Origin of the sequence: Dactylosporangium aurantiacum (genome assembly GCF_000716715.1) — a bacterium.
Lineage (GTDB): Bacteria > Actinomycetota > Actinomycetes > Mycobacteriales > Micromonosporaceae > Dactylosporangium > Dactylosporangium aurantiacum.
The window spans coordinates 107,785-130,675 of record NZ_JNYJ01000020.1 but is presented as its reverse complement, the minus strand read 5'-3'; the positions used below and the strand labels follow the sequence as shown (position 1 = coordinate 130,675).

The 22,891-nt window shown below is 75.4% G+C and carries 19 protein-coding genes; 11 read left to right on the top strand and 8 right to left on the bottom strand.

Annotation, left to right across the window (positions count from 1 at the left end):
• Positions 1–143: 143 nt before the first annotated feature.
• The 3 genes from OP18_RS22290 to OP18_RS22280 all read right to left on the bottom strand — a co-directional run bounded on the left by OP18_RS22290 (position 144) and on the right by OP18_RS22280 (position 3,353).
• A complete protein-coding gene (locus tag OP18_RS22290; RefSeq protein WP_033360906.1) occupies positions 144–1,244 on the bottom strand; it encodes a sensor histidine kinase in 1,101 nt (366 codons plus the stop codon).
• 10 nt (positions 1,245–1,254) lie between these two features.
• On the bottom strand, positions 1,255–1,845 hold the full coding sequence (locus tag OP18_RS22285) for a hypothetical protein (protein WP_033360905.1): 591 nt from the start codon (positions 1,843–1,845) through the stop codon (positions 1,255–1,257).
• 131 nt (positions 1,846–1,976) lie between these two features.
• Positions 1,977–3,353: a CBM96 family carbohydrate-binding protein gene (locus OP18_RS22280; protein WP_033360904.1), complete on the bottom strand. Its 1,377-nt coding sequence runs from the start codon at positions 3,351–3,353 to the stop codon at positions 1,977–1,979.
• Positions 3,354–3,564: 211 nt separating this feature from the next.
• On the opposite strand from OP18_RS22280, the gene OP18_RS22275 reads away from it, so the two are divergent.
• From OP18_RS22275 to OP18_RS22235, 9 genes are all read left to right on the top strand, one after another.
• The gene (locus OP18_RS22275; RefSeq protein ID WP_033360903.1) at positions 3,565–4,830 is read left to right on the top strand and encodes an MFS transporter; all 1,266 of its coding nucleotides are present in this window, start codon (positions 3,565–3,567) and stop codon (positions 4,828–4,830) included.
• Positions 4,827–5,819 (top strand): TolB-like translocation protein, encoded by a 993-nt coding sequence (locus OP18_RS22270; protein WP_156089696.1) that lies wholly within the window; start codon positions 4,827–4,829, stop codon positions 5,817–5,819. The genes OP18_RS22275 and OP18_RS22270 overlap by 4 nt, the downstream gene beginning before the upstream one ends.
• 119 nt (positions 5,820–5,938) lie before the next feature.
• Positions 5,939–6,427 (top strand): RICIN domain-containing protein, encoded by a 489-nt coding sequence (locus tag OP18_RS52885; RefSeq protein ID WP_081970995.1) that lies wholly within the window; start codon positions 5,939–5,941, stop codon positions 6,425–6,427.
• Between the two features lie 97 nt (positions 6,428–6,524).
• Positions 6,525–7,694, top strand: a complete 1,170-nt coding sequence (locus OP18_RS22260; RefSeq protein WP_033360901.1) for a S8 family serine peptidase — start codon at positions 6,525–6,527, stop codon at positions 7,692–7,694.
• A gap of 171 nt (positions 7,695–7,865) precedes the next feature.
• Positions 7,866–8,201: a hypothetical protein gene (locus tag OP18_RS22255; protein WP_033360900.1), complete on the top strand. Its 336-nt coding sequence runs from the start codon at positions 7,866–7,868 to the stop codon at positions 8,199–8,201.
• A 1-nt stretch (position 8,202) separates the two neighbouring features.
• Positions 8,203–8,790, top strand: a complete 588-nt coding sequence (locus OP18_RS22250; protein WP_033360899.1) for a hypothetical protein — start codon at positions 8,203–8,205, stop codon at positions 8,788–8,790.
• Positions 8,787–9,890, top strand: coding sequence for a P-loop NTPase family protein (locus OP18_RS22245; RefSeq protein WP_033360898.1), 1,104 nt, complete (start codon positions 8,787–8,789; stop codon positions 9,888–9,890). The genes OP18_RS22250 and OP18_RS22245 overlap by 4 nt, the downstream gene beginning before the upstream one ends.
• The gene (locus tag OP18_RS22240; protein WP_033360897.1) at positions 9,881–13,297 is read left to right on the top strand and encodes a trypsin-like peptidase domain-containing protein; all 3,417 of its coding nucleotides are present in this window, start codon (positions 9,881–9,883) and stop codon (positions 13,295–13,297) included. The genes OP18_RS22245 and OP18_RS22240 overlap by 10 nt, the downstream gene beginning before the upstream one ends.
• Positions 13,294–14,343: a trypsin-like serine peptidase gene (locus tag OP18_RS22235; protein ID WP_033360896.1), complete on the top strand. Its 1,050-nt coding sequence runs from the start codon at positions 13,294–13,296 to the stop codon at positions 14,341–14,343. Before OP18_RS22240 ends, OP18_RS22235 begins: the two co-directional genes overlap by 4 nt.
• 25 nt (positions 14,344–14,368) lie before the next feature.
• On the opposite strand, the gene OP18_RS22230 is transcribed toward OP18_RS22235, so the two are convergent.
• The 3 genes from OP18_RS22230 to OP18_RS22220 form a co-directional block, all read right to left on the bottom strand.
• The gene (locus OP18_RS22230; RefSeq protein WP_052387133.1) at positions 14,369–15,928 is read right to left on the bottom strand and encodes a serine/threonine-protein kinase; all 1,560 of its coding nucleotides are present in this window, start codon (positions 15,926–15,928) and stop codon (positions 14,369–14,371) included.
• 101 nt (positions 15,929–16,029) lie between these two features.
• Positions 16,030–16,683 carry a response regulator gene (locus tag OP18_RS22225; protein ID WP_033361016.1) on the bottom strand — a complete coding sequence of 218 codons (654 nt, stop codon included), beginning with the start codon at positions 16,681–16,683 and terminating at the stop codon, positions 16,030–16,032.
• Positions 16,680–17,816, bottom strand: a complete 1,137-nt coding sequence (locus OP18_RS22220) for a sensor histidine kinase (RefSeq protein ID WP_052387132.1) — start codon at positions 17,814–17,816, stop codon at positions 16,680–16,682. Before OP18_RS22220 ends, OP18_RS22225 begins: the two co-directional genes overlap by 4 nt.
• A 162-nt stretch (positions 17,817–17,978) precedes the next feature.
• On the opposite strand from OP18_RS22220, the gene OP18_RS52880 reads away from it, so the two are divergent.
• Positions 17,979–19,790: a serine hydrolase domain-containing protein gene (locus OP18_RS52880; protein ID WP_052387131.1), complete on the top strand. Its 1,812-nt coding sequence runs from the start codon at positions 17,979–17,981 to the stop codon at positions 19,788–19,790.
• Positions 19,791–19,927: 137 nt separating this feature from the next.
• Here OP18_RS52880 and OP18_RS22210 read toward each other — a convergent pair whose 3' ends face one another.
• Positions 19,928–21,124 (bottom strand): trans-2-enoyl-CoA reductase family protein, encoded by a 1,197-nt coding sequence (locus OP18_RS22210; protein WP_033360895.1) that lies wholly within the window; start codon positions 21,122–21,124, stop codon positions 19,928–19,930.
• A gap of 108 nt (positions 21,125–21,232) precedes the next feature.
• Here OP18_RS22210 and OP18_RS22205 point away from each other — a divergent pair, with 108 nt between their 5' ends.
• Positions 21,233–21,883, top strand: a complete 651-nt coding sequence (locus tag OP18_RS22205; protein WP_156089693.1) for a hypothetical protein — start codon at positions 21,233–21,235, stop codon at positions 21,881–21,883.
• 12 nt (positions 21,884–21,895) lie between these two features.
• Here the strand turns inward: OP18_RS22205 and OP18_RS22200 are convergent, their stop codons facing one another.
• Complete coding sequence (locus OP18_RS22200; RefSeq protein WP_033360893.1) at positions 21,896–22,849, bottom strand: DUF1861 family protein; 954 nt, start codon at positions 22,847–22,849, stop codon at positions 21,896–21,898.
• Between the last annotated feature and the right edge of the window lie 42 nt (positions 22,850–22,891).

The window sequence follows — 22,891 nt, the reverse complement described above, 5'->3', positions numbered from 1 at the left end:
GTTCCGGGCGCATGACCCAACACTGCGCCCCTGATGACCGGCCCGAGACGCTTCGCTGGCCGGTCATGCGTCCTCACTCCGTTCCGGGCGCATGACCCGACACTGCGCCCCTGATGACCGGCCCGAGACGCTTCGCTGGCCGGTCATGCCGCCCGCCGTGGCACGGTCACGGTGAGCGTGACCCCGGACGTGCCGGTCACGTCGACGCTGCCGCCGACCGCGGCCACCCGCTCCCGCATGCCGCGCAGCCCGAACCCGTCGGTGGCCCCCTCGGCGAACCCGTGCCCGTCGTCGGCGACGACCAGCCGCGCGGCGTCGTCGCCGATCGTGGCGCGGACCGTGACCCGGGCGGCGCCGGCGTGGCGGCGGGCGTTCGTGACGCCCTCCTGCGCCGCCCGGAACAGCGCGACCCGCGCCGCCACCGGCAGCTCCCGCTCGTCGCCGAGCACCTCCACGTCGACGGTGCACGGCCCGCCGCCGTCGGCCAGCTCGGCGAGCGCCCCCGACAGCGAGAACGGCTGCGCGAGGGTCCGCACGGCGCCGCGGACCTCGTCCAGGGCGCGCGCCGCGGCCGACCGCGCGTCGCGGACGGCCTGCTCCGCCGCGGCCGCGTCGAGGTCCCGGAACGCGGTCGCCTTCTCCAGCTGGATGCTGACGGCGGTCAGGTGGTGCCCGAGGCTGTCGTGCAGGTCCCGGGCGACGCGACCGCGCTCGGCCGCCGCGGACAGCTCCGCGACCTCGGCGAGGGCCAGCCGCAGCCGGGCCCGCGAGTCGCGCTCGCCGACCGCCGCCGACGCCATGGCCACGGCGAGGGCCATGCCGACGCCGAGCATGAGCACGTCCGTGAGGTGCTCGCCGTCGCGGTACCAGCGCGGCTCGACGATCGTCGCCCAGCCGGCGGGCACCGCGACCAGCGCCACCGCGAGGGTCACCGCGACCCGCCGGCCGTAGGCGAAGTACGCGGTGAACGGCACGAGCAGGAACAGCAGGTTGGACAGGCCCGACCCGTCCAGCGCCGCGACCAGCACGCACAGCGCCGTCCGCGCGGCGAGCAGCACCGCCGGCGGGGCGCCGCCCCGGCGCTGCAGCGGCTCCAGGGCGGCGAGCGCCCCGACCGCGGCGGCGAGCGCGGCGGCCCGCGCGATGCCGCCGTGCCCGCGGGCCTGGTCGTGCAGGCCCGCGAGGAGGACGGCGCCGTACATCACGTACGGCAGCCACGACACCGGACGCGGCGCAGCTACCATGCCGACCAGGTTACGCAGCCGCGGCCGGCTCGTGCGCGACCGCGCGGCGGGCCGGCAGCACCGACAGCGACAGCCACCCGACCGACAGTGCGGCCACGACGTGCACGACGCTGGTGAGCGGGCTGTCCGGCAGCGGCGCGAGGACCGCGAGCAGGGTCAGCGCCACGCCGTACCCGGCGGCGGGCAGCTTCGGGAAGCCGCCGGAGCGCACCATCGACACGCCGAACAGGACCGTGCCGGTGACGAACACCGCGGCGCTGACCAGCAGCACCGAGCCGGTCGGCCCGGCCCGCAGCGCGTCCACCGTGGGCTCGTCCAGGTAGAACAGCACCGTGTTCAGCGCGAACGCGACCCCGGTGAACAGGCCGAGCCCGAGCAGGTGCACCGCGTAGGCGACCGCCCCGAACCGGCCGGCGGTGGCCCGGTGGTGCAGGTAGAGGGCGGTGACCGCCGGGGCGCTGAACGTGACCCCGAGCCCGAGGACCAGGCTCGTCGCCGACGTCTCGCCGGTGAACGCCTCGACCGCGCCCGGTACGCCGATCGACAGTGCGAGCAGGACGCCGCTGGCGGCGCCGAACCGTTGCAACCACGTGAGTTCCATGCCGGGACCGTATGGTCCGGCGGCGGCGCGCCGGCAGTGCCGGCCGGCCAGACCCCGCCGCCGGACGTCATGTGCCGTCCGGGGACCCGCGCCGGGGTGAGCGGCGCGGGTCGTCGTGCGGGTGCCCGGCGTCAGTGGCAGGTGCCGGTGCCGGTGTCGCTGTAGGACTGGCCGGCGACGGGCACGAACTGCCAGTCGTACGTGGTCGCGTGCAGGGTGAACTTCAGCACGCCGTAGGCGGAGCTGTTGCGGGCCTCGCTGTTGGGCTGGATGGTGCCGAAGGCGTAGTGGCTCGCGCCGCCCATGCCGGCGACCCAGGTGCGCAGGCCGCGGGCGGTGTCGAGGGCGCCGCTGGGGTTCATCGGGGCGAAACGCTCGTAGACGTGGTTGTGACCCCACAGCACGACGTCGGCGTCGTAGTCGTACAGCGCCTGGTAGAGCGGGCGGGTCGAGGTCGACGGCGCGTGGTTGGAGCTGGACGTGAACAGCGGGTGGTGCCAGTAGGCCAGGGTGCACGGCTTGGTGCTGGCCGCCAGGTCCGCGCGCAGCCACTGCTCCTGCGCCGAGCCGGCGGACATGCTGATGTTCGAGTTCAGCGACACGATGTGCCAGTTGCCGAGGTCGAACGAGTAGTACCCGCGGCCCGACGGCCCGGCGAGCGAGCCGAAGTAGCCGTAGTAGCCCGTCGCGCCCGAGGTGTTGTAGTCGTGGTTGCCGGGCGAGGGGCGGGTGCGCGCCTTGTGCCGGCCCCACGTCGGGTCGTAGTACGAGCTGAACTCGCCGGCGGTGCCGTTGTCGTACACGTTGTCGCCGAGCGTGTAGACGGTGCCCGGGATGGTGTCCAGCAGCGCCGCGGTCGCGCTGTCACCGGAGCCGGAGTTCGCGATGTCGCCGGCGCCGACGAAGACGGGGTCGCCCGTCGGTGGGGTCGTGGTGCCGGTGGTGAGCACGAGCTGCGGGGCGTCCGCGCCGCTCTCCCGCGAGTCGTAGTAGGCGCCGTCGGTGCTGGTGGAGCTGGCGCCGATGCTGAACGTGCCGTTGCCGGTCACGAAGCCGGTGACGTCGATCTCGTACCAGCCGTCGCGGCTGACCGAGCCGAGCGTGCCGAGGGTCGCCCCGTCGATCGCCGGCTGGTTGCTCCACGTGGTGCCGGTCTCCGACCACGAGGTGTTGCTCATGGCCTTGAACGTGCCGCCGTTGGCGCTGCCGTCGTTGCCGCTGATGGCGCGCAGCCGCAGCTTCGCGGCGGTGACCGTGCCGCTGACGCCGGAGACCGCGAACCGCAGGAACATGCGGCGCACCGGCGAGTTGTCCACGACGATCTGCGTCGCGGTGCCGTAGTTGGTGGACGTGGTGTCGCTCTGGACGTACGTGTCGGCGACGGGGGTGAACGTCTGCGTGGCGGCCGACGCGGGAGCCGCGGCGGCCACGACGACGGTGGCGGTGGCGGCGACCAGCACCGCGGCCGTCCCCATCGTCAGCGGGGGGCGGGTGAGACGGATGCCCATCCAGAAACCCTTCTCTGGGCGTGTGCGGGAGCCCAAGGAACGTAGGGACGTCGATGGGCCGGCGCGGTGCCGGCAGGTGAACGCGCAACGAAATCATTCGATGTCAGGTGCTGTTCACGAACTGCACGCCGGCCCGCCGTCCGCGGTGCGTTGCCCGGTGCCGCGGTGCCGTCGGACGATGGCGGACCGTCACCGCAGGAAGGGATGCCGGGTGTACCTGTCGACCGTGGCAAGTCCGGTCACCGCCGCGCCGGCCGGCCCGCGCCGCCGCCGGCTCGCGCTCGTCAGCGGCAACGTCGTCGCGCTCGGCGCGGTCAGCCTCATCACCGACGTGTCCGCGGAGATGGTCACCGCGGTGCTGCCCCTGTACCTGGTGCTGGGCCTGCACGTCAGCCCGCTCGCGTACGGCGTGATCGACGGCGTGCACACCGGCGCGACGGCGGTGCTGCGGCTCGCCGGCGGGTTCGTCGCCGACCGCACCCGGGCCCGCAAGCCCGTCGCCGGGTTCGGCTACGCGCTGTCCGCCGCCGCCAAGCTCGGCCTGCTGCTGGCCGGCCGGTCGGTGCCGGCGATCACCGCCGTCGTCGCGGTCGACCGGCTCGGCAAGGGCGTGCGCACCGCGCCCCGTGACGCGCTCATCACCGCCTCGTCGCCGCCCGAGGCGCTGGGCCGGGCGTTCGGCGTGCACCGCGCGATGGACGCGACCGGCGCGTTTCTCGGCCCGCTCGTCGCGCTGGCCGTCCTGGCCGCGTCGGGGGAGTCCTACGACGCGGTGTTCGTCAGCAGCTTCTGCGTCGCCGTGCTCGCCCTCGTCGTGCTGGTGCTGTTCGTCCGCGAACGACCGGCCGGCGCGCCGGACACCGTGGCGCCGCCCGGCGCGCCGAAGGTGACCGCGGCCGAGGCGTTCGGCCTGCTGCGGGCCGCGCCGGTGCGCCGGCTGGCCGCGGCGGCCGTCCTGCTCGGGCTCGCCACGATCGGCGACGGCTTCGTGTACCTCATGCTGCAGCGCCGCGAGGACCTCGGCCTCGTGTGGTTCCCGCTGCTGGCGGTCGGCACCAGCCTGGCGTACCTGCTGCTGGCCGCCCCGCTCGGGGCCCTCGCCGACCGGGTCGGGCGGCTGCCGGTGGTCCTCGGCGGCTACGCCGCCCTGGGCCTGGTGTACTGCCTGCCGTTCGGCCCGCTCGGCGGCTGGCCGCTGCTGGTGCTCACGCTCGCGCTGCACGGCCTGTTCTACGCCGCCACCGACGGGGTGCTCGTCGCGCTCGCCGGCCCGGTGCTGCCGGCGCGGCTGCGCACCACCGGGATCGCGCTGATCCAGACCGGGCAGGCGCTGGCGTACCTCGCCTCGTCCGTCCTGTTCGGCCTCGCGTGGCAGGTGTGGGGGCCGCGGACCGCCGGCCTGGCCGCCGCGCTGGGCGTCGCCGTCGTCGTGGCCGCCACCCCGGCGCTGCTGAGGAAACGAGGATCGCTGCGATGAGGCCCATGTCGAACGGGGTACGCGCCGCCGTCCTCGCCGCCGCCGCCGTCCTGCTCGCCGGCGCCGCGGCCGGGTACACGACCCTCGCGGCCGACCGCGCCGAGCCCGCGCCCGCCGCGGCCGGGGCGGGCGCCGGCACGCTGACCCTGAGCCCGGGACCGCGGCTGCTCACCGTCACCGACCGGCACCTGGCGTCCGTGTCCGCCGCCGACCCCGCCGGCCCGCGGGTGGTGTCCACTGTGGAGTGTGTGCGGGCGTACGCGGCCGCCGGCACCGGGATCTGCCTGCGGCCGCAGACGGCGTGGGCGTACGAGGTCGTGGTGCTCGACGCCGACCTCAGACCCCGCCAGGCCGTCGCCGTGCCGGGCCTGCCGAACCGGGCCCGGGTGTCGCCGTCGGGCCACCTGGTCGCCTGGACCGTGTTCGTCGGCGGCGACTCGTACACCAGCAGTGGCTTCTCCACCCGGACCGGCATCATCGACACCCGCTCCGGTGCCGTCGTGCAGACGCTCGAGGACTTCACGGTCGTCCGGGACGGCCGTGCCTACCGCAACGCCGACGTGAACTTCTGGGGCGTCACCTTCGCCGCCGACGACAACCGGTTCTACGCCACGATGTCGACCACGGGCCGCCGGTTCCTGGTCCGCGGCGACCTCGCGGCCCGCACCGTTGAGACCGTCACGGACAACGTCGAGTGCCCGTCGCTGTCGCCGGACGGCACCCGGATCGCGTTCAAGCGGGCGGTCGACGCGGACCCGACGAAGGGCTGGCGGCTGTCGGTGCTGGACCTGGCGAGCCTGCGCGTCACCGCGACCGCGGAGCAGGCGAGCGTCGACGACCAGGCGGCCTGGCTGGACGGCTCGACCCTGGCGTACACGCTGCGCCGGGACGACGGCCGCCCCGACGTGTGGGCGGTCCCCGCCGACGGCACGGGCGCCCCACGGCTGCTGGTCCCGGACGCGGAGTCCCCGGCCACCCTGGCTGTCTGAACCCCGTCACCGCGAGGGTGGCCGCCGTGTCGCGAACCGGACCGACCGTGGCACCCGCAACCTGAACCGCTCACTGTGTGCCTGTCAGCACACGCAGTGACAACGGACAAGGGGACGTGATGACAGGACGAAGGCTTCTGGCCGCGCTCGGCGCGCTCATCGTGGCGGCCGCGGCGCTGGTGGCCACGGCGGCGCCCGCCGCGGCGGCCGTCGGCTACTTCAAGCTGTTCCAGAACCAGAACAGCGGCAAGTGCCTGGAGATCAGCTACGGCGCCACCGCGAACTTCGCCCGCGCCGGGCAGTACTGGTGCTACGGCGGGCCGGTCGAGCAATGGAACTACGACACCAACACCGGCATGATGGTGAACGTCAACAGCGGCAAGTGCCTGGAGATCCAGTACTCCAGCACCGCCAACTTCGCGCCGGCCGGCCAGTACGACTGCCACGGCGGGGCGAACCAGAAGTGGTACTTCCTGAGCAACGGCTCGATCGTCAACCGCAACAGCGGCAAGTGCCTCGAGGTCGCGTACTCCAGCACCGCGGACTTCGCGCCCGTCGGCCAGTACGACTGCCACGGCGGTCCGAACCAGAAGTGGTGGTGGTCCTGACCCCGGCCGGCGCCCCGGGACGGTAGCCCGCCCGCCGGGATCTCGCAGCCCGGCGGGCGGGCGGCCGCCCCGCTTCGATACGGTCGCGGGCGTGAGGATGCGCGCCGCCGTGGCGGCCCTGCTGCTCGGTGGTGCGGTGGCGCTGCCGGTCCCGGCGCCCGCGCACGCCGAGACCGTCCGCGAGCAGCAGTGGTGGCTCGGCGCGCTCGGCGTGGCGAAGGCGCAGCAGGTCGCCAAGGGTGACGGCGTCGTCGTCGCGGTCCTGGACACCGGCGTCGACGGCACCCAGCCCGACCTGGCCGGCGCCCTGCTGGCCGGCACCGGCACCAACGGCGTCGCCAGCGAGAAGGGCTGGGACGACCCCGACGGCCACGGCACCCAGATGGCCACGGTCCTCGCCGGTCGCGGCGGCGACGGCCCCAACCGCGTGCTCGGCATCGCCCCGAGGGCCAGCATCCTCCCGGTCGCCATCCCGATCGGCAAGCGGACGGCCGCCGGCGCCGCCACCAGCGGCACCCTCGCCGAGCCGATCCGCTACGCGGCCGATCACGGTGCGAAGATCATCAACATGTCGTTCACCCTCGCCGACGACGCGCTCAAGCAGCCCGAGCTCGACGCCATCGGCTACGCGAGGGCCAAGGGCGCGATCGTCGTGGCCGCCGGCGGCAACCGCCCGCAGGGCGACGACCACGTGCCGCTGCCGGGACGGTACCCGGGCGTCGTCACCGTCGCCGGCACCACCCGCGCCGGCGGGCTCTGGGACGGCTCGATCGCCGACCCGACCGTCGACATCGCCGCCCCGGCCGAGGACATCATCGGCGCCGCCCCGAAGGCCCGCTACTCCTCGGGGTTCGCGGTCGGCTCCGGCACCAGCGGCGCCGCGGCCATCGTCTCCGGCGTCCTGGCGCTGATCTGGTCGAAGTACCCCCGGCTGGACGCCGCCAACGTCCTGCACCGCCTGCTGGCCACGGCCCGCGACAAGGGCACGGCGGGCCGCGACGACGCGTTCGGCCACGGGCTCGTCGACCCGTACGCGGCGCTGACCGCTACGGTGCCGCCGGTCACCGCCGACCCGCTCGGCCCGGTCACCACCGCCACGGCGGCCCCGCAGCCGGCCCCGCCGACGGCCGCCGCCGCCCGGCCGCCCGCGCGGAAGGGCACCCCGGCGGTCCGTGCCGCGCTCGTCGGCGGCGGGTCGCTGCTGCTGGCGCTGCTGCTCATCTTCGGCGTCGCCCGCCCCCTGCTCCGCTCGCCCCGCCGCCGCTGAGCCGGCGCCATATCCACTGGGCTCGCTGCCCGCAACCGACCGTTGATGCCCGTGCGGTCGCCGGTACGGCCGAGCCCGGTTACACCGACCGGTCCGAACCGGCGCGACGCGGTTGGCGGGACGTGAGCGGACGCCTACGGTATGGAGCGTCGGCTATGGGGAGGCGCAACGATGACCAGCGGCGGGCTCGGCCCCCTGCCGTCCCTGCAACGGTGGCAGGAGCAGGTCCGCGAGGCGATGGCCGAGCACGACCCGGCCCGCCCGCGGCTGCGCTGGACGCGCCGCGACGACTTCACCCGCTGGGACCTGCACGGCGAGTGCCCGCGCTGCGGCGACCAGACCTCGAAGCTCGTCAGCGGCGTCGTCGTGTCCGACGCCGCGGTCGAGGCCTCGACGCTCGTCGAGCTGATGATGGCGTGCGCCTGCGACGTCGAGCACCGGCCGGGGCACCGCGGCTGCGGCGCCGGCCACGGCCTGTACATCACCGTCCCGGCGCCCGGAGCCTGACATGACGACCTTCGCCGACGAGGCCGCCCACTACGAGGCCCGGCTCGACGAGCTGCGCCGCGGCCAGCTCAGCACGGTGCAGGCGGCGGCCCGCCGCTGGTCCGCGCTGATGACCGGGGTGCTCGGCGTGTTCGGCACCGTAGCGTTCGCCGGCGGGCTGACCACGATCGACAAGCTCGCCGCGCCGTACGGCACCGTCGCGAAGGTCCTCACCACCGTCGCCGCCGCGACCGCGGTCGCCGCCGTCACCTGGCTGGCCCGCGCGTCGGGCGGGCTGCGCCTGGACGACCTGGCCTTCCCCAGCGGCCGGACGCTCATGAACCGTGAGGCGCGCCTCGCCGCCGAGGCCCGGGCGCTGCTGCGGACCGGCCGGTGGCTCGCCGCCGCCACCGGAGCGCTCGTCGTCGCCGGTTCGGTGCTCGTGCTGTGGGCGCCGGCCGCCGCGCCGGACCCGTCGAAGGTCCTCGTCCGGTTCCCCGACGGCGCCGTCTGCGGCGCCCCGGCCCGGGTCGGCGGGCAGCTCACCGTCGGTGGCCGCCCGCTGCGCGACGCCGTGGAGATCGTCCCGGTCGGGACCTGCCCGCGATGACCCACCCCTTCTTCGACGGCGCCGCCTACCCCTGGCACCGCAGCGAGGGGCGGGCCTTCCACAAGCTGCTGTACCAGCGGTTCGACAAGCAGGCCGACATCGAGCTGGTGTACAAGCAGGTGTCGGCCGACCTGCCGCCGCTGCCCACCGGGGCACCGGCGCACGTGTGGCAGGAGGCGCTGGACCGGTGCGCCAAGCTCGGCCTGCTGCGCACGCTGCACCAGCAGCTGCTCGACAACGGCGACTTCGGTCGGCACGAGCGGTCGCTCGCGGTGCTCGAGGCGGTGCGGCAGTCCCGCGCCGCGGTCGACCTGGCCGTGCTGCCGGGCGTCCCCGGTCTGGTGATGCTGGACCGGGCGCAGCTGCGCCGGTACATCCGCCGCCTCGCCCCGGCCGGCAACCCGCTCAAGGTGCTCGTCGTGCGCGGTGAGCCGCAGAGCGGCAAGAGCCACGGCCGGCACCTGTTCGAGTCCGCGGCCCGCGACGCCGGCGCCAAGTCCGTCTACCTCTGCGACGGGCTGGTCGCCACCGTCGACGACGTGCTGGTCGAGCTGTTCGGCGCGTACAGCGCCACCGCCGAGATCCCGCCGGCCGAGTCCACCGAGCACGGCTGGTACAAGGCGGCCTGCGGCAAGCTGCGCGCGATCGCCGAGCGCAACGGCTGCGCGCTGTGGATCGCCGTCGACGACCTCGGCGTGGCCGAGGACGGCGCGCCGCTGCTGGACCCGCAGATCCGCGCGTTCTTCGAACAGTTCGCGCTGCACCTGGTCAGCGGCGTGTACAAGGACTGGTTCCGGCTGATGCTCATCGACTACCCGGAAGGCGCCGTGCCGAGCCGGTGGCACCGCGACCTGTGGGCCGAGGACCGCACCGCCCGCGCCGACATCACCGTCGAGCACGTCGTCGAGCTGCTCACCACGTGGTCCGCCCAGCGCGGCCGGACCGCGGTCGAGGAGAGCGTCGCCGACGTCGCCGCCGGCATCCTCGGCACCGTCGACGGCCCGGACGGCGCCCGCGCCGGCGACGCCGGCCGCCTGCCGCACCTGCACGACCTGCTGGTCGCCAGCCTCGAGGCCGACGGGGAGCACGGATGGACCTGATGCCACCCCGCGCGTACGTGCCGGTGACCGCCTTCGCCGCCGCGCTGGAACGGGCCGCCCGGTCGGTCGTGCTGGTCACCGTCGAGACCGACGTGACGCGCTCCTCCAGCACCGGCTGGCTCATCACCGACGACCTGGTCGTGACCACCGGACACCTGGTCGGCGGCAACGTGGACGTCGAGTGCCACGTCGGCGACGACGTCGTGCCGGCCGACGTCGTCCATGTCGCCGGACCGCTGGCCCGCTCCGTGCAGTTCCCGGACTGGCGCGACGTCGCGCTGCTGCGGCTGCGCCGGTTCGCGCCCGGGATGGGGCTGCCGCTGGCGGCCCGCACCCGCAGCGCCGGCGAGCCGGTCCTCCTGGTCCACCGCCCGGAGAGTGGGCGGGCCGCGCAGGTCTCGTTCGGGCGGCTGGCCGAGGCCACCGCGCCGCAGCTGGTCCACGACGCCGACACCGGACCGGGCTCCGCCGGCGCGCCGGTGCTGTCCATGCGGGGGCACGTCGTCGGCATGGCCATCGGCACCGTCAGGTCGGTCACCGCCGCCGTCAACGCCGGCGTCACCATCGGCGGGATCCTCGACGTGCTGCAGGACTCCCGGTGCTGGCACGAGATCGTCGAGTACCACGACCTGGTCGACTGGGCCGCGGTCCGGGCCCGGCTGCGCGACGCCGGCGCCGGCCTGCCGCCGGGCGCCCGGCCGGGCGGGCAGCTGTGGTGCGCCGTGCGCTGGAGCATCGACCCGGCCCGTCTCGACCCCGCCGACAGCGACGCGGTCCGGCCACTGGTCGGCGACCCGGCGGCGGACCGCTGGGTGCTGCGCGGCGCCGACCGGCAGCGCATCCTCGCCGGCGCCGGCTCCCTCGACGCGCTGCGCGCCGCGCGCGGCGCGGACCCCGTCGACGACCCCCGGCAGCGGGTCATCGACCGGATCCTGGCCGGGCCGCCGTTCGCCGTCGACGAGGTCGCCGAGGACGCCCTGCCGCTGTGGCTGCAGGCGGTGCGCTGGTTCGCCGGCACCGTGCCGGGCCTGCCGAGCGCCGCGACGGTCAGCCGGCAGCTCGAACGCCGCCGGCTGCGCGGCCGGCTCGCCGCGCTGACCCGCCCCCACTTCTGGGGCCGCCAGGCCGAGCTGCGCGCCCTCACCGGCTGGTACGGCGAGGACGACCCGCCGCCGATGACGGTCACCGGCATCGGCGGCATCGGCAAGTCCTGCCTGGCCGCCCGGTTCGCCGGCGACCTGCCGGCCGACACGGTGATCCTCTGGCTCGACTTCGACCGCGCCGACCTCGCCCCCGACGACGCCGAGTCGATGCTGAGCGTCCTGGCCGAGCAGCTGTCGACCCAGGCCGACACCGGACCCGACCTGGCCGGGGTGCCGGGTCCCGGCCCGTTCGGCGCCGAGCTGGCCCGGGCCACCGCCGGCGGCCCGCCGCCGCTGCTCGTCCTGGACGGCTTCGAGATCGCCCAGCACGCCGAGCGGCACAGCGAGGTGTGGCGGCTGCTGGACCGGGTGCTCGGCCAGGCGCCGCGGCTGCGGGTCCTCGTCGTCGGCCGGGCCCCGGTGCACGCGCTGGCGCTGCGGGACCGGCCGGCGCGGCGGCTCGCGCTGGAGGGCCTCGACGACACGGTGGCCACCGAGTGGCTGGCGCGGCACGGCGTCACCGATCCCGGCGTCCTCACCCGGGTCCTCACCGCCGCCCACGGCGTGCCGCTGGTCCTGCAGCTCGCCGAGCGCCTCCTCGCCGCCGGCGGCAGCGTCGAGGACCTACCGAAGCACCTGGTCGAAGGCTTCCTCTACCGCCGGATCCTGGACCGGGTGGTCGACGCGGAGCTGCAGCCGCTGGCCCGCGACGCCCTCGTCCTGCGCCGGGTGACCCCGGACATCATCGGGGCCGTCCTGCACGACAGCCGCCCCGCCGGGGCCGACGCCACGGCCGTGTTCCGCCGCCTGGCGCACGAGCTGGCGCTGGTCGCGCCGGACGGGCACGACACGCCGGACCTGCTGCTGGAGAGCGGCCCGGACGTGCTGCGCCTGCGGCCGGAGGTCCGCGCCGCCACCCTGGCGCTGCTCGCCCGCGACGACGCCGACCGGGTCCGCGAGATCGACGCCCGCGCCGCCGCCTGGTACGCCGGCCGCCCGCCCACCGACGGCACCCTCGCCGAGCTGGTGTACCACCGCCTGCGCCTCGACGACGTGCCGGCCGCCGCGGCGGTGTGGCGGGAAGAGGTCGCCCCGCTGCTGGCACACGCCGCCGACGACCTCCCACCGGCGGCCCGCGCCTGGCTGGTCGAGCGGCTCGCCGGCCCCGTCGGCATCGCGGCGAACCTGGCCGCCTGGGAGCGCAACGCCGCCGCCCGCATCCGCGACGTGCTGGCCCGCGGCCTGGACCGCCTCGTGCCCGACATCCTGGCCGAGCACCCGGAGCGCGGCCCGCAGAGCCCTCTCGTCGTCTACGACGCCTGGGTCCGCTGGTCCCAGGGCGACGTCGAAGGCGCGCTCGCGGTGCTCGGGGCGGCCCCCGACGCCGAAGGACCGGTCGAGCGCGACCGCAGGCTCCTGGCCGCGCTGCTGGCGAGGCATACGAGGAAGCAGGCGATGGCGGACGAGTTGCTGGCGTCGGTAAAGTCGGGGGAGCATTGGCAGGGCACGTCGGACCCTGAGTTGATGGCGCTGGGCGTGTGGGCGGCCCGCATCCGTCTCACCGTGGACGTTGCCGCGGAGCTGCGGTTGCTCCGTCAGCCCGTGAAGGGTCGGCACGCGTCTTTTCTGCCGTTTCTGAGTGACAAAGTGATCCTTCCTGCACTAGTTGCCGTGGCTCGGCAGGGCATCGCGATTTTCGGTGAACACAAACCATTGACGATTCCGGTCAGCGAGCACGAGGTGCCGGGATTCGCCGCCGCCCTCGCAGAGGGCGCGAACGTCCCTTCCGACGAGGCGGCGGCACCAACGCCGTTCACGCGCGTGACAAGGGTGGATGTCTGGCGGATGGTTGATGACCGCATCGTTCAGACCATATTCGCCAACGATCCCACCATGCGAGAGGATCTCTGGTGGTCGTCGTATGTGACGGGACTTCACTGGCGCCGGCTCGCGGTGGCGGCGAGCGACACCGCGCTCAGCCGGGTCTGCGCCCGGGCAATGGGGACCAGCGCCTCCACGCTTTCCATCGCCGTGGTGGCGACACTCTACGCACTGCGGGGCAACAACCTCAGATACCACGACGTGCCCCTGGATGACCTCGTTGAGGAGGTGGGACGGCTGTACGCCTCTTACGAGGGGTCCCCGCAGAGCCCGCTGGCCGAGGAGCTCGCCGCGACCGGCAACCTCGACAGCCCCGCCGCGCGGCTCTACTTCACCGGGCCGGACCCGTTGGAGACGCTGGTGAGCACGGTGCTGCGCGGATGACGGACGTGCTGGCGGCGTGGCCGTACCCGTGGACCGAGCCGGCGGCGCGGCAGCTGCACCGCACCCTCACCCAGCTGTTCCCGTCGCCGAAGGCGGCCGCCGACGTCGCCGCCCGGGCCGGGATCGAGGTGTGGGCGCTCGACCTGCAGCAGCCGCCGGTGCACATCTGGAAGGACGTCCTGGACACCGCCGCGAAGCTCGGGCTGAGCCGGGCCCTCGCCGAGACGGTCCGTGACCTGGTGCCCGCCACCAGCCCGGCGCGGCCGCTCGTCGACGACCTGCTCGCCGCCCGGCCGCCCCGGGCCGAGGCCGAGCCGGTGGGGCGGGACGGCGCGCCGCGGTTCCTGGCCGCGTCCGACACCGTCAGCGTCGAGGAGGCGCTGCTGTACCACGACAGCCTCCTGCTGCCGATCGGGCGGGTACCGGCGCTGATCGGCACCCTGCGGCGGCTGCTGGCCGTCGCCCCGTCGGTGTGCAAGCTGGAGGTCGCCCTACCGGGCGGCGGCGGGACGCTCGGCACCGGTCTGCGGGTCGGCCCGCGCAGGATCCTGACCTGCTGGCACGTGCTGCACCCGGGCGGGACCCCGGCGAGCGCGGTGGTCGCCGAGTTCGGCTACGACGACGACGGTGCCGGCGGCGCGGTGCCGTCGACCGCCGTGCGGTGCGACCCGGCCACCGTCACCGGCGACCCCGCCGACGACTGGGCCCTGATCGGCACGGCCGAGGACCCCGGCGACACATGGCCCGTGGTGCCGCTGGATCCCGGCGCCGTGCCCAGGCTGCACGGCCCGGCGTACATCATCCAGCACCCCGGCGGGGTCAGGAAGCGGCTCGGGTTCGTCCGCAACCACATCTCCTACGTCGACGACCGGGTGGTGCAGTACCTGACCGACACCCAGACCGGCTCCTCGGGCGCGCCGGTGCTGGACGCCGACGGCACCGTCATCGCGATCCACCACGCGGGCGGGCGGCCGCAGGAGGTGGCGGGCAGACCCCCGACGAACAAGAACGAGGGCATCCGGATCAGCCGCGTCCGTCTGGGCTGAAACCGCCTGGGCTGAGACCGGGTGGTCAGTTGGTGGTGGTGACCGCCGACGGGACGCCCTTCAGGCAGCCGACCGTCATCCGCACGGTGTGCTCGCTGTTCTTGAACGCGATCCGCGCCCTGATCGCCGGGCCCGCCTCGACCTTCGCCACCGTGTAGGTCTCGGCCGGCTCCCACGACAGCAGGTGCGCGGCGCCGTCCGCGGTGCACGTGGCGAGGACGGAACCGCCGACGGAGGACAGCGTCCGCTGCTGGGGCTCGGGCTGCGCGTCCGGTGTCGTCGGCTCGGCGGTGGGCTCAAGGTCGGCGCCGGTCGGTTCGGTTCCGGTGCCGGCCGTGACCCCGGTGCCAGGCTGGCCCGGGACCGGGGGCGTGCCGCCGCCGGCCGTGGTGGTGCCCCCGCCGGCGGGGCCGCCGGGGCTGGTGTCGCCGGGTGCGCCCGGGGACGCCTGCGCGCCGGGCGAGCCCGTCGCGCTGGGCGGGGTGGCGGCGGCCCGCTCGCCGGTGGGCGCGCCGGCGACCGCCGCGGCGACCAGGCCGCCGGCGATCAGGGCGACCGCGGCTCCCGCGGCCACCAGCAGCGTCCTGGGGCGCCGCGGCGCGGGGGCCGGTGGCGGTGGTCCCGACGGTGACGCGGCGCGGATGCCGGGCGGCGGGATGAGCACCGCCGACGGCTCGCCGTCCTCGGCCGGGACGGCCGCCGCGTGCGCCCGCTCGTCGGCCACGACGCGCAGGCCGGCGGCCGCGGCCAGGATCGCCGCCGCCTCGGGCGCGTCCGGGCGCAGCGCCGGGTCCTTGCGCAGGCAGCGGTGGCACAGGTCGATGACGTCGTCGGGCACCCCGGTCAGCGACGGCAGCGGCGCCGGCTCGGTGTACACGTGCGCGACGAGCAGCTGCACGGTGTTGTCGACCTGCCACGGCAGCTGCCTGGTGAGCAGCTTGTAGAGCAGCACGCCCAGCGCGTACACGTCGGAGGCCGGCTCGACGGCGTCGTCGGTGAGCCGCTCCGGCGCCAGGTAGGACGGGGTGCCCAGCACCTCGTCGGGCAGGGTCCCGTCACTGCCGGGGCTGACGGACGCGGCGATGCCGAAGTCGACGACCTTGGCGCCGGTCTCGGTCACGATCACGTTGGACGGCTTGATGTCGCGGTGGACGAGGTCGGCGGCGTGCGCGGCGGTCAGGGCGGCGGCGACCTCGGCGCAGATGCGGAACGCGACCCGCGGCTCGACCGGTCCCTCGGCCATGCGCTGCTCGAGCGTCTGTCCCGGGACCAGCTCCATCACCACGTACGGGACGGTCTGGCCGTCCTCCTCGGCCTCGCCGTAGTCGTGGACCTGGGCGACGTTGGGATGCGACAGGGTGGCCGCGGTCCGGGCCTCGGCCCGGATCCGGCGCAGCGACTCGGGCTTCGCGGCATGGTGCGGCGCGAGCATCTTGACCGCGACCACGCGCTGCAGCACCTCGTCGGTGGCGGACCAGACCACAGCCATGCCACCGCTGCCGAGCTGCTCCCGCAGCCGGTAACGGCCACCCAGCACCTGCCCCTGCACGTCCGGCTGCCTCCCAGCGTCGACGTCGTCCCGCACGCCGTATCCTGCGGGAGATTCCATCGCGGCGCCAGTCCGCTGATGGGCACCTGGCAAGAGCCTACATTTGTATCCAAACAAATATACACTCGCCCATACGCTCAGTCGACCAGGCCGGCCCGGAACGCGGCGATGGCGAGCTGCACCCGGTTCGTGGTGCCCAGCTTCTCGAACAGGTGCGTGACGTGGCTTTTGACGGTGGCCTCGCTCATGTGCAGGCGGGCGGCGATGTCGGCGTTCGGGTGGCCGCGACCGATCTCGACGAGGACCTGCCGCTCACGCTCGGTGAGCGGGTCGAGACGGGCGAGCGCCTCGCGGCGGCGGCGGCCCGGGTCCTCGGCGGTGAGCCGGGCGATGACCTGCCGCGTGACGGCGGGGGAGAGCATCGAGTCGCCGGCCGCGGCCATCCGCACCGCGTGCAGCAGCTCCGCCGGCGGGGTGTCCTTCAGCAGGAACCCGGTGGCGCCCGCGGCGAGGGCCTGGACCACGTCGTCGTCGGTGTTGAAGGTGGTCAGGACCACGACCGCCGGTGGCCGCGGTAACGCCCGGATCGCCCCGGTCGCCGCGATGCCCCCGTAATGCGGCATCCGCAGGTCCATGAGCACCACGTCGGGCCGCAGCCGGGTCACCGCGTCGAGGGCGGCTTGCCCGTCGGCGGCGTCCCCGACCACGGTGAGGTCGCCGGCGGTCTCCAGGATCATCCGGAGCCCGGCGCGGACCAGCGCCTCGTCGTCCACGAGCAGCACCGAGATCACCGCGCGGTCGCCTCCTGCCACGGGACGACGGCCGCCAGCCGCCACCCGCCGCCGGCGGGCCCGCTGCGCAGCGTGCCACCGGCGAGCCGGACGCGTTCGGCCAGGCCGACCAGGCCCGCGCCGGAGCCGGGCAGGTCCAGGGCGGCGCCGCCGGCGGGGTTGGCGACGGTGACGGCGACCGCCCCGGCCGGGTCGCGCTCGACGGTGACGGTCACGGGCGCGCCCGGCGCGTGCTTGCGCGCGTTGGTGAGGCCCTCCTGCGCCACCCGGTACACGACGCGGGCGGTCCCCGCGGGCAGCGGGCCGGCCAGGTCGCGCAGCTCGACCCGCTGCCCGGCGCGGGTCGCGGCGAGCACCAGCGCCGGCAGGTCCGCGAACCCGTCGTCCGGCGCCGCCGGCTGCCCGGACGGGACGGGCGGCGGCGAAGACGCGGCGGGCGGGGACGCCTGCAGCACGCCGAGGACCGTCCGCAGGTCCTGCAGCGCCTCCCGGGCGGTGCCCCGGATCAGCCCGGCGCCCTGCTGGAAGCGGGTCGTGTCGGTGGTGACCTCCAGCGCACCCGCGTGCAGCGCGATCAGCGACACCTTGTGCGCCAGGACGTCGTGCATCTCCCGGGCGATCCGGTTGCGTTCGGCGGCCCGGGCCTGCTCGTCGCGCAGGAGCCGTTCGGTGTCGGCGCGTTCGGCCCGCTCCTGCCACGACGCCCGCAGCTCCCGCAGCGCCGCCACGTACAGGCCGAGCCCGGTCACCAGGACCGCGCCCACGGCGGAGAACACCACGTCGTCGGCGTCGAGGCGGCCCTCGTCGACCCACGACCAGCCGGCGATCCCGGCCCACCCGGCCACCCCGGCGCCGGCGGCGCCGCGGCGGGAGCCGTGCACCGCGCCGGAGTAGACGCCGACGAGCAGCGGCCCCGGGTTGCCCGACAGCGGGTACGCCGCCGCGCCCGCGACCGCGGCGAGCCACGGCAGCCGGCGCCGCCACCACTGGGCGCCGGCGCCGGCGACCCCGGCCGCCGCGATGACCGGCGCCGGCAGCACCGACCACGACGCCCGCACCGCCAGGGCGGTCAGCGCCAGGCAGGCGAGCACCAGCACACCGTCGGCGACGTCGCGTCGCTGCAGGAGCCTCATGTCCGAGCAGCGTAGACAGCCGGCGGCCGGCCGCGCATGCGCCGAGGGTCGACGGCGGCACCGACCAAAGTCGGAGCCGGGTGCCGACCCGGCGGCGATGTGCGGGCCCGGGCCGCGGCGGCAGGCTCGGGACCGTCCCCGCCCCCGACGTGGAGGTTCCCGATGCGCCGTGCCCTGCTCGCCCTGTGTCTCGCCGTGCCGCTGCTGCCGGTCGCCCCCACGGCGGCCTGGTCGGCGCCGCCCGGGTGCGCCGACCCCGCGGGCGCCGCCGCGTTCTTCGACGGGGCGCTGCCGCCCCGGCTGGAGCGCTTCCGCGTGCCCGGGGCGGTCGTCGCGGTGACCGGCCGGGCCTCGACGGTGTTCGCGAAGGGCTACGGCCTGGCCGACGTGGCCGCCGGCAGGCCGTTCGACCCCGAACGGTCGCTGGTGCGCATCGCCTCGGTCACGAAGACGTTCACCTGGGCCGCCGTGCGCCGCGAGGCCGCCGCCGGGCGGGTCGACCTGGACGCCGACGTCAACACCTACCTGCGCGGCTTCGCCGTGCCGGCGACCTTCCCGCGGCCCGTCACGCTGCGGGCGCTGATGGACCACACGGCCGGGTTCGAGGACCGGTTCGTCGGCGTCGGTGCCCGTACCGCCGCCGACGTGGCACCGCTGGAGACCTACCTGGCGCGGCACATGCCGGCCCGGATCCGGCCGCCGGGGGAGGTCTCCGCCTACTCGAACTACGGCGCGGCGCTCGCCGGGTACGTCGTCGCCCAGGTCAGCGGCGAGCCGTTCGACCGGTACGTGCAGGCGCACATCCTCGACCCGCTCGGCATGGCGCACACCACGGCCGCCGAGCCGGTGCCGGCCGCCCTCGCCGGTGACCTCGCCCGCGGCTACGACTCCGACGCGGCGCCACCGGCCGCGATCCCGTTCACCTTCGACCGGATGCCGCCGGACGGCTCGATCAGCGCCACCGCCGCCGACATGGCCGTCTACGCCCGCGCGCAGCTGGCCGAGCCGCCGGCCCGGTCGTTCGCCGCGGACGCCGTGCTCGGCGGGTACGCCGGCGGCTGGATGGAACGGTTCCGCAACGGCCACCGGGTGCTCATGCACGACGGCAGCTGGGAAGGGTTCCAGAGCGTGCTGGTCCTGGTGCCCGGCTGCGACCTGGGGCTGTTCGTGTCCGCCAACGGCACCGGCGGGATCGAGGCGTTCGGCGAGGTCATGGACGCGTTCTTCGACCGGTTCACCCCGGCGGGGCCGGTCGCGCAGACCCCGGCGGCCGCGACCTGGCCGGTGCGCGTCACCAGGTCGGCGCCGCGGGCCGGGTTCTACCAGCCGGCCCGGCACGCCGAGTCGACGGTGGAGAAGCTGACGACCCTGCTCGGCTCGCTGCGCCTCAGCGTCGACGCGGCCGGCGCGGTGCACCTCAAGGGCAGGACATGGCTGCCGCAGCCGGACGGCACGTTCACCGCCGAGGACGGCCGCGACCACCTGGTGTTCCTGACCGGCTCCGGCGGCCGGCGCTACGCGGCCACCGACGGCCCAACCTACGAGCTGCTCGACCGCACCGAGACCCTGCCCTTCAACCTGCTGGTGCTGCTGGGCTTCGCGCTCGTCGCGCTCAGCGCGGTGGCGAACCTGCGGCGCCGCACCGGGGCGAGCCGCCGGTGGCGGGTGTCGCGGGCGCTGGCCGCCGGCGCCTGCCTGACCGGTCTGGTGTTCCTCGCCGGGCTGGCCGTCGAGGTGCTGTACAACCCGGGTGCGTTCCTCTACGGCGTCCCGGCGACCTTCACACTGCTGCTGGTGCTGCCGCTGCTCGCGCTCGCCGGGTGGGCGGCGGCCGTGGCCGGCACCGTCACCGGCTGGCGGGCCCGCGGCGCCCGGACCGCGGCCAGGGTCCACCAGGTCGTGCTGCTCGCCGGGGCGCTGCCCTTCGCCTGGTTCACCTGGCAGTGGCACCTCATCGGCTGGTGGTATCCGTGACCGCGCGCCATCTGCCGTCCAGGGCCGGCACGTCGATGCTCCCCACCGACCTCGGCCAGACCGTGCGCGGCGCCTCCCGCCGCACCGACCCGCCGTTCGACCGGGAGCGGCCCGAGACGCGGGTGGCGCGGCGCCGCTCAGCGCTGGGCGGGCCACTCCAGGTCCGGGTCGACCGGCTGCGCGTAGTCGACGCCGGGCACGTCGAAGCCGTACAGGCCGCGGAACTGCGCGCGGAACCAGTCGACGTCGGCGACCTCGGCGATCGTGTCCGGGGTGATGGCCCGCCAGCGGTCGGCGACGGCGGCCTGCACCGCCGGGTCGAGCTCCCACCGGTCCAGCCGCAGCCGGCCCTGCTCGTCGAGGTCGAGCGGGGCCGCGCCGGTGAGCTGGTCCCACAGCCGCACCGACTGCTCGACCGGGGACTGCAGCGCGTCGCCGAGCACGGCGCGCAGCAGGCTCACGTACAGCGCGATGCCGGGGATCGCGGTCGACGCCTGCGTGACGGCGGCCCCGTTGACCGAGGTCAGCGCCCGGCCGCCGACCGCGGCGAGGCGCTCGTCGAGCTCCCGGGCGGTCTGCTCCAGGTGCAGCTTCGCCGCGCCGATCGTGCCGTCGCGGTAGATCGCCGAGGTGAGGCCGGAGCCGATGTACGACAGCGCGACGGTGCGGAACCCGTCGCCCAGCAGCCGGCGCTCCCGCAGCGCGTCGATCCAGCGGGACCAGTCCTCCCCGCCCATCACCCGCACCGTGTCGGCGGCCTCGGCCTCGCCGGCCGGCTGGGCGGTCACCTCGCGCAGGACGGGGGTGCCGTCGCCGTCGAACTCCAGCGTCCTCGTCGTGTGCGCGGCGCCGAGCGGCTTGATGACCGACTGGTACGTCTCGCCCGTGCGCGGGTCCGACCGGCGCGGCGCGGCGACGCTGTACACCAGGAAGTCCACCCGGCCGAAGCGCTTGGCGAGCAGCTCCAGCACCTCGTCCTTGGTGGTGTCGGCGAACGCGTCGGCGTTGACGAACGTGAAGTCGCTGCCGGCCTCGGCGGCGACCGCGTCGGTGGCGATCGTGCGGTACCACCCCGCGGTCGCGGTGCGCCGCCCCGGCGGCCGCTCGAACGCGACCCCGGCGCCGTGGATGCCGTGCCGCCGCAGCCCCGCCACGGTGGCGGCCAGGCCGTAGCCGGCGCTGGAGCCGATGACGAGCGCGACGGGCCGCTCGCCGCCCGCGGGCACCGCCGGCACCCGCGCGACCATGTCGGTGACGCTGCGGAAGCACCCGGTCGGATGCGCGTCGAGCAGCAGGAACCCCCGCCCGGTGGGACTGACGACACGTGCGGCCACGACGCTCTCCCTCGGTGATCACCTGGTCCGCCCACATCCTGTCATGCCGCCCGGCCGTGTCCGGATCCCGGCAGCGGTCGCGGGCCTGACCTGCGTACGGTGACGGTCGTGGATCTGATCGCCAGCGCCGATGCCAGCGCCGACAACATCCTCGACTACTCGGTGACGCCGGCGTGCCAGGCGTACGTCATCGGCGAGCACGTCGTGCGGATCCCGCGCTGCCAGGTCCTCGCGGTGGCGAACCTGTCCAACCACCAGCCACCGGCGTTCCCGTTCCCCCGGGTGCCGTCGGCCCCGCCGGACCTGCGGGCCGGTGCGCATGCCTCCGTCGGGCTGCGCGACGGCGCGACCGGCGCCTGGGACCACACCGTGCTGGCCCGGGCCGAGTCCGACGACTGCCGTGCCGTGAGCTTCCGGGTGTACGTCGAGCAGGGCTGGGCCGGCGTCACCGGGCTGGTCTTCCGCACCGGCGCGGTGCTCCCCGGCTCGGCCAGGGTGGAGCTGGAGTCGCACCGGATCGTCTTCGACGCCGTCACCGGCCTCATCTTCTTCGCGGTCACCACGTCACGGGCGGCGGAGGCGGAGGCCGACGACACCGACCCCGACGAGTACGCCCTGACCACCGCCCGCGACCTCGCCCCCGACGGCCTGCACCTGCGGGTCCGCTCCCTCGACCGGCCGCTGCCGCCCGGGCGCAGCTTCCGCGTCGACCCCGACACCGGCGCCGTCATCGAGGTGCGGAGCCGGGCGCAGCCGTAGTCCAGGCCGGCGTCAAGGAGTGGGGAAGGGCGACGGCATGACGATGGAGCCGAGGGAGGCGTCGCTCAGGCCGCAGTGGATCCGCACGAGGTCGCCGTCGAGGGGCTCCATCGAACCGGGGAAGACGACGTCGGTGAGGTCGGCGCGCTTCGGTGGGGCGGGCGGGAAGTCCGACCGCATCACGATGACGCGGGGTGTGGTGGTGGTGCGGGCGGCCGGGTCGATGGTCCAGCAGGCGCCGGCGTACTCCTGCGGGCCGCCCTCTTCGCCGACGGCGATGTGGCCGAGCACGCCGATGCGGTCGCCGAGGTCGTACAGCTCGTTGACGCCCAGCTTGGTGTCCTCGGCGACCTGGTCGTGGAAGACGTGGGCCTTGGCGACCAGCTCCGCCGACAGCTCGGTGTAATCATCGGCCATGATGAGGCTGACCCGGCCGCGGCCGGCGGTGCCGCCCTGTGGACGCCCGCAGATCGCCAGGCCGTCGGGGCGCTGCAGCAGGCGGATGTCCTTCATGTCCGGCACCTCGACGAACGGGTCGGCCGGGTCGAGCCGTTCCACGTCCGGCGCGGCATGGAAGCGGGTCACGACCCGCGGCGGGTCGTGCCGGAAGTCCAGCGACACGACGCCGAACACCAGGACCGGCTCGCCGTCACGGCCGCGGACCCAGGCGGCGAACGGGTCCTCGGCCGCGGTGAACACCGGGGTGCCCGGGGCGGGTCGCCAGCCGCCGGCGGTGCGCTCGTAGAAGCGGATCTGCGGATCCCATGATGCGGCGTCGCGCCAGTAGCTGTCCGGCGACTCGACGCGTACCGCGAGCAGGGTCCGCGTGCCCTGCCGCACCACGCACGGGTTGTAGGCGAGCCGGTCGCCGACGTCCGGGATCACCTCGGCGACCCCGGACGGGCGGTCGGGCCGGCGCAGGTGCTCGGCGACGAGGGCTCGGTACCCGGTAGCGGGCGGCGTCATGGCACTCCTTCGGCGCAGGACGGACACAAGCACCGTAACGCC

Excerpts from the sequence above, each read along its gene's own strand:
- OP18_RS22290 (WP_033360906.1), bottom strand. The coding sequence starts at position 1,244 with ATGGTAGCTGCGCCGCGTCCGGTGTCGTGGCTGCCGTACGTGATGTAC.
- OP18_RS22285 (WP_033360905.1), bottom strand. The coding sequence starts at position 1,845 with ATGGAACTCACGTGGTTGCAACGGTTCGGCGCCGCCAGCGGCGTCCTG.
- OP18_RS22280 (WP_033360904.1), bottom strand. The coding sequence starts at position 3,353 with ATGGGCATCCGTCTCACCCGCCCCCCGCTGACGATGGGGACGGCCGCG.
- OP18_RS22270 (WP_156089696.1), top strand. The coding sequence starts at position 4,827 with ATGAGGCCCATGTCGAACGGGGTACGCGCCGCCGTCCTCGCCGCCGCC.
- OP18_RS52885 (WP_081970995.1), top strand. The coding sequence starts at position 5,939 with ATGACAGGACGAAGGCTTCTGGCCGCGCTCGGCGCGCTCATCGTGGCG.
- OP18_RS22260 (WP_033360901.1), top strand. The coding sequence starts at position 6,525 with ATGCGCGCCGCCGTGGCGGCCCTGCTGCTCGGTGGTGCGGTGGCGCTG.
- OP18_RS22255 (WP_033360900.1), top strand. The coding sequence starts at position 7,866 with ATGACCAGCGGCGGGCTCGGCCCCCTGCCGTCCCTGCAACGGTGGCAG.
- OP18_RS22250 (WP_033360899.1), top strand. The coding sequence starts at position 8,203 with ATGACGACCTTCGCCGACGAGGCCGCCCACTACGAGGCCCGGCTCGAC.
- OP18_RS22245 (WP_033360898.1), top strand. The coding sequence starts at position 8,787 with ATGACCCACCCCTTCTTCGACGGCGCCGCCTACCCCTGGCACCGCAGC.
- OP18_RS22240 (WP_033360897.1), top strand. The coding sequence starts at position 9,881 with ATGGACCTGATGCCACCCCGCGCGTACGTGCCGGTGACCGCCTTCGCC.
- OP18_RS22235 (WP_033360896.1), top strand. The coding sequence starts at position 13,294 with ATGACGGACGTGCTGGCGGCGTGGCCGTACCCGTGGACCGAGCCGGCG.
- OP18_RS22220 (WP_052387132.1), bottom strand. The coding sequence starts at position 17,816 with ATGAGGCTCCTGCAGCGACGCGACGTCGCCGACGGTGTGCTGGTGCTC.
- OP18_RS52880 (WP_052387131.1), top strand. The coding sequence starts at position 17,979 with ATGCGCCGTGCCCTGCTCGCCCTGTGTCTCGCCGTGCCGCTGCTGCCG.
- OP18_RS22200 (WP_033360893.1), bottom strand. The coding sequence starts at position 22,849 with ATGACGCCGCCCGCTACCGGGTACCGAGCCCTCGTCGCCGAGCACCTG.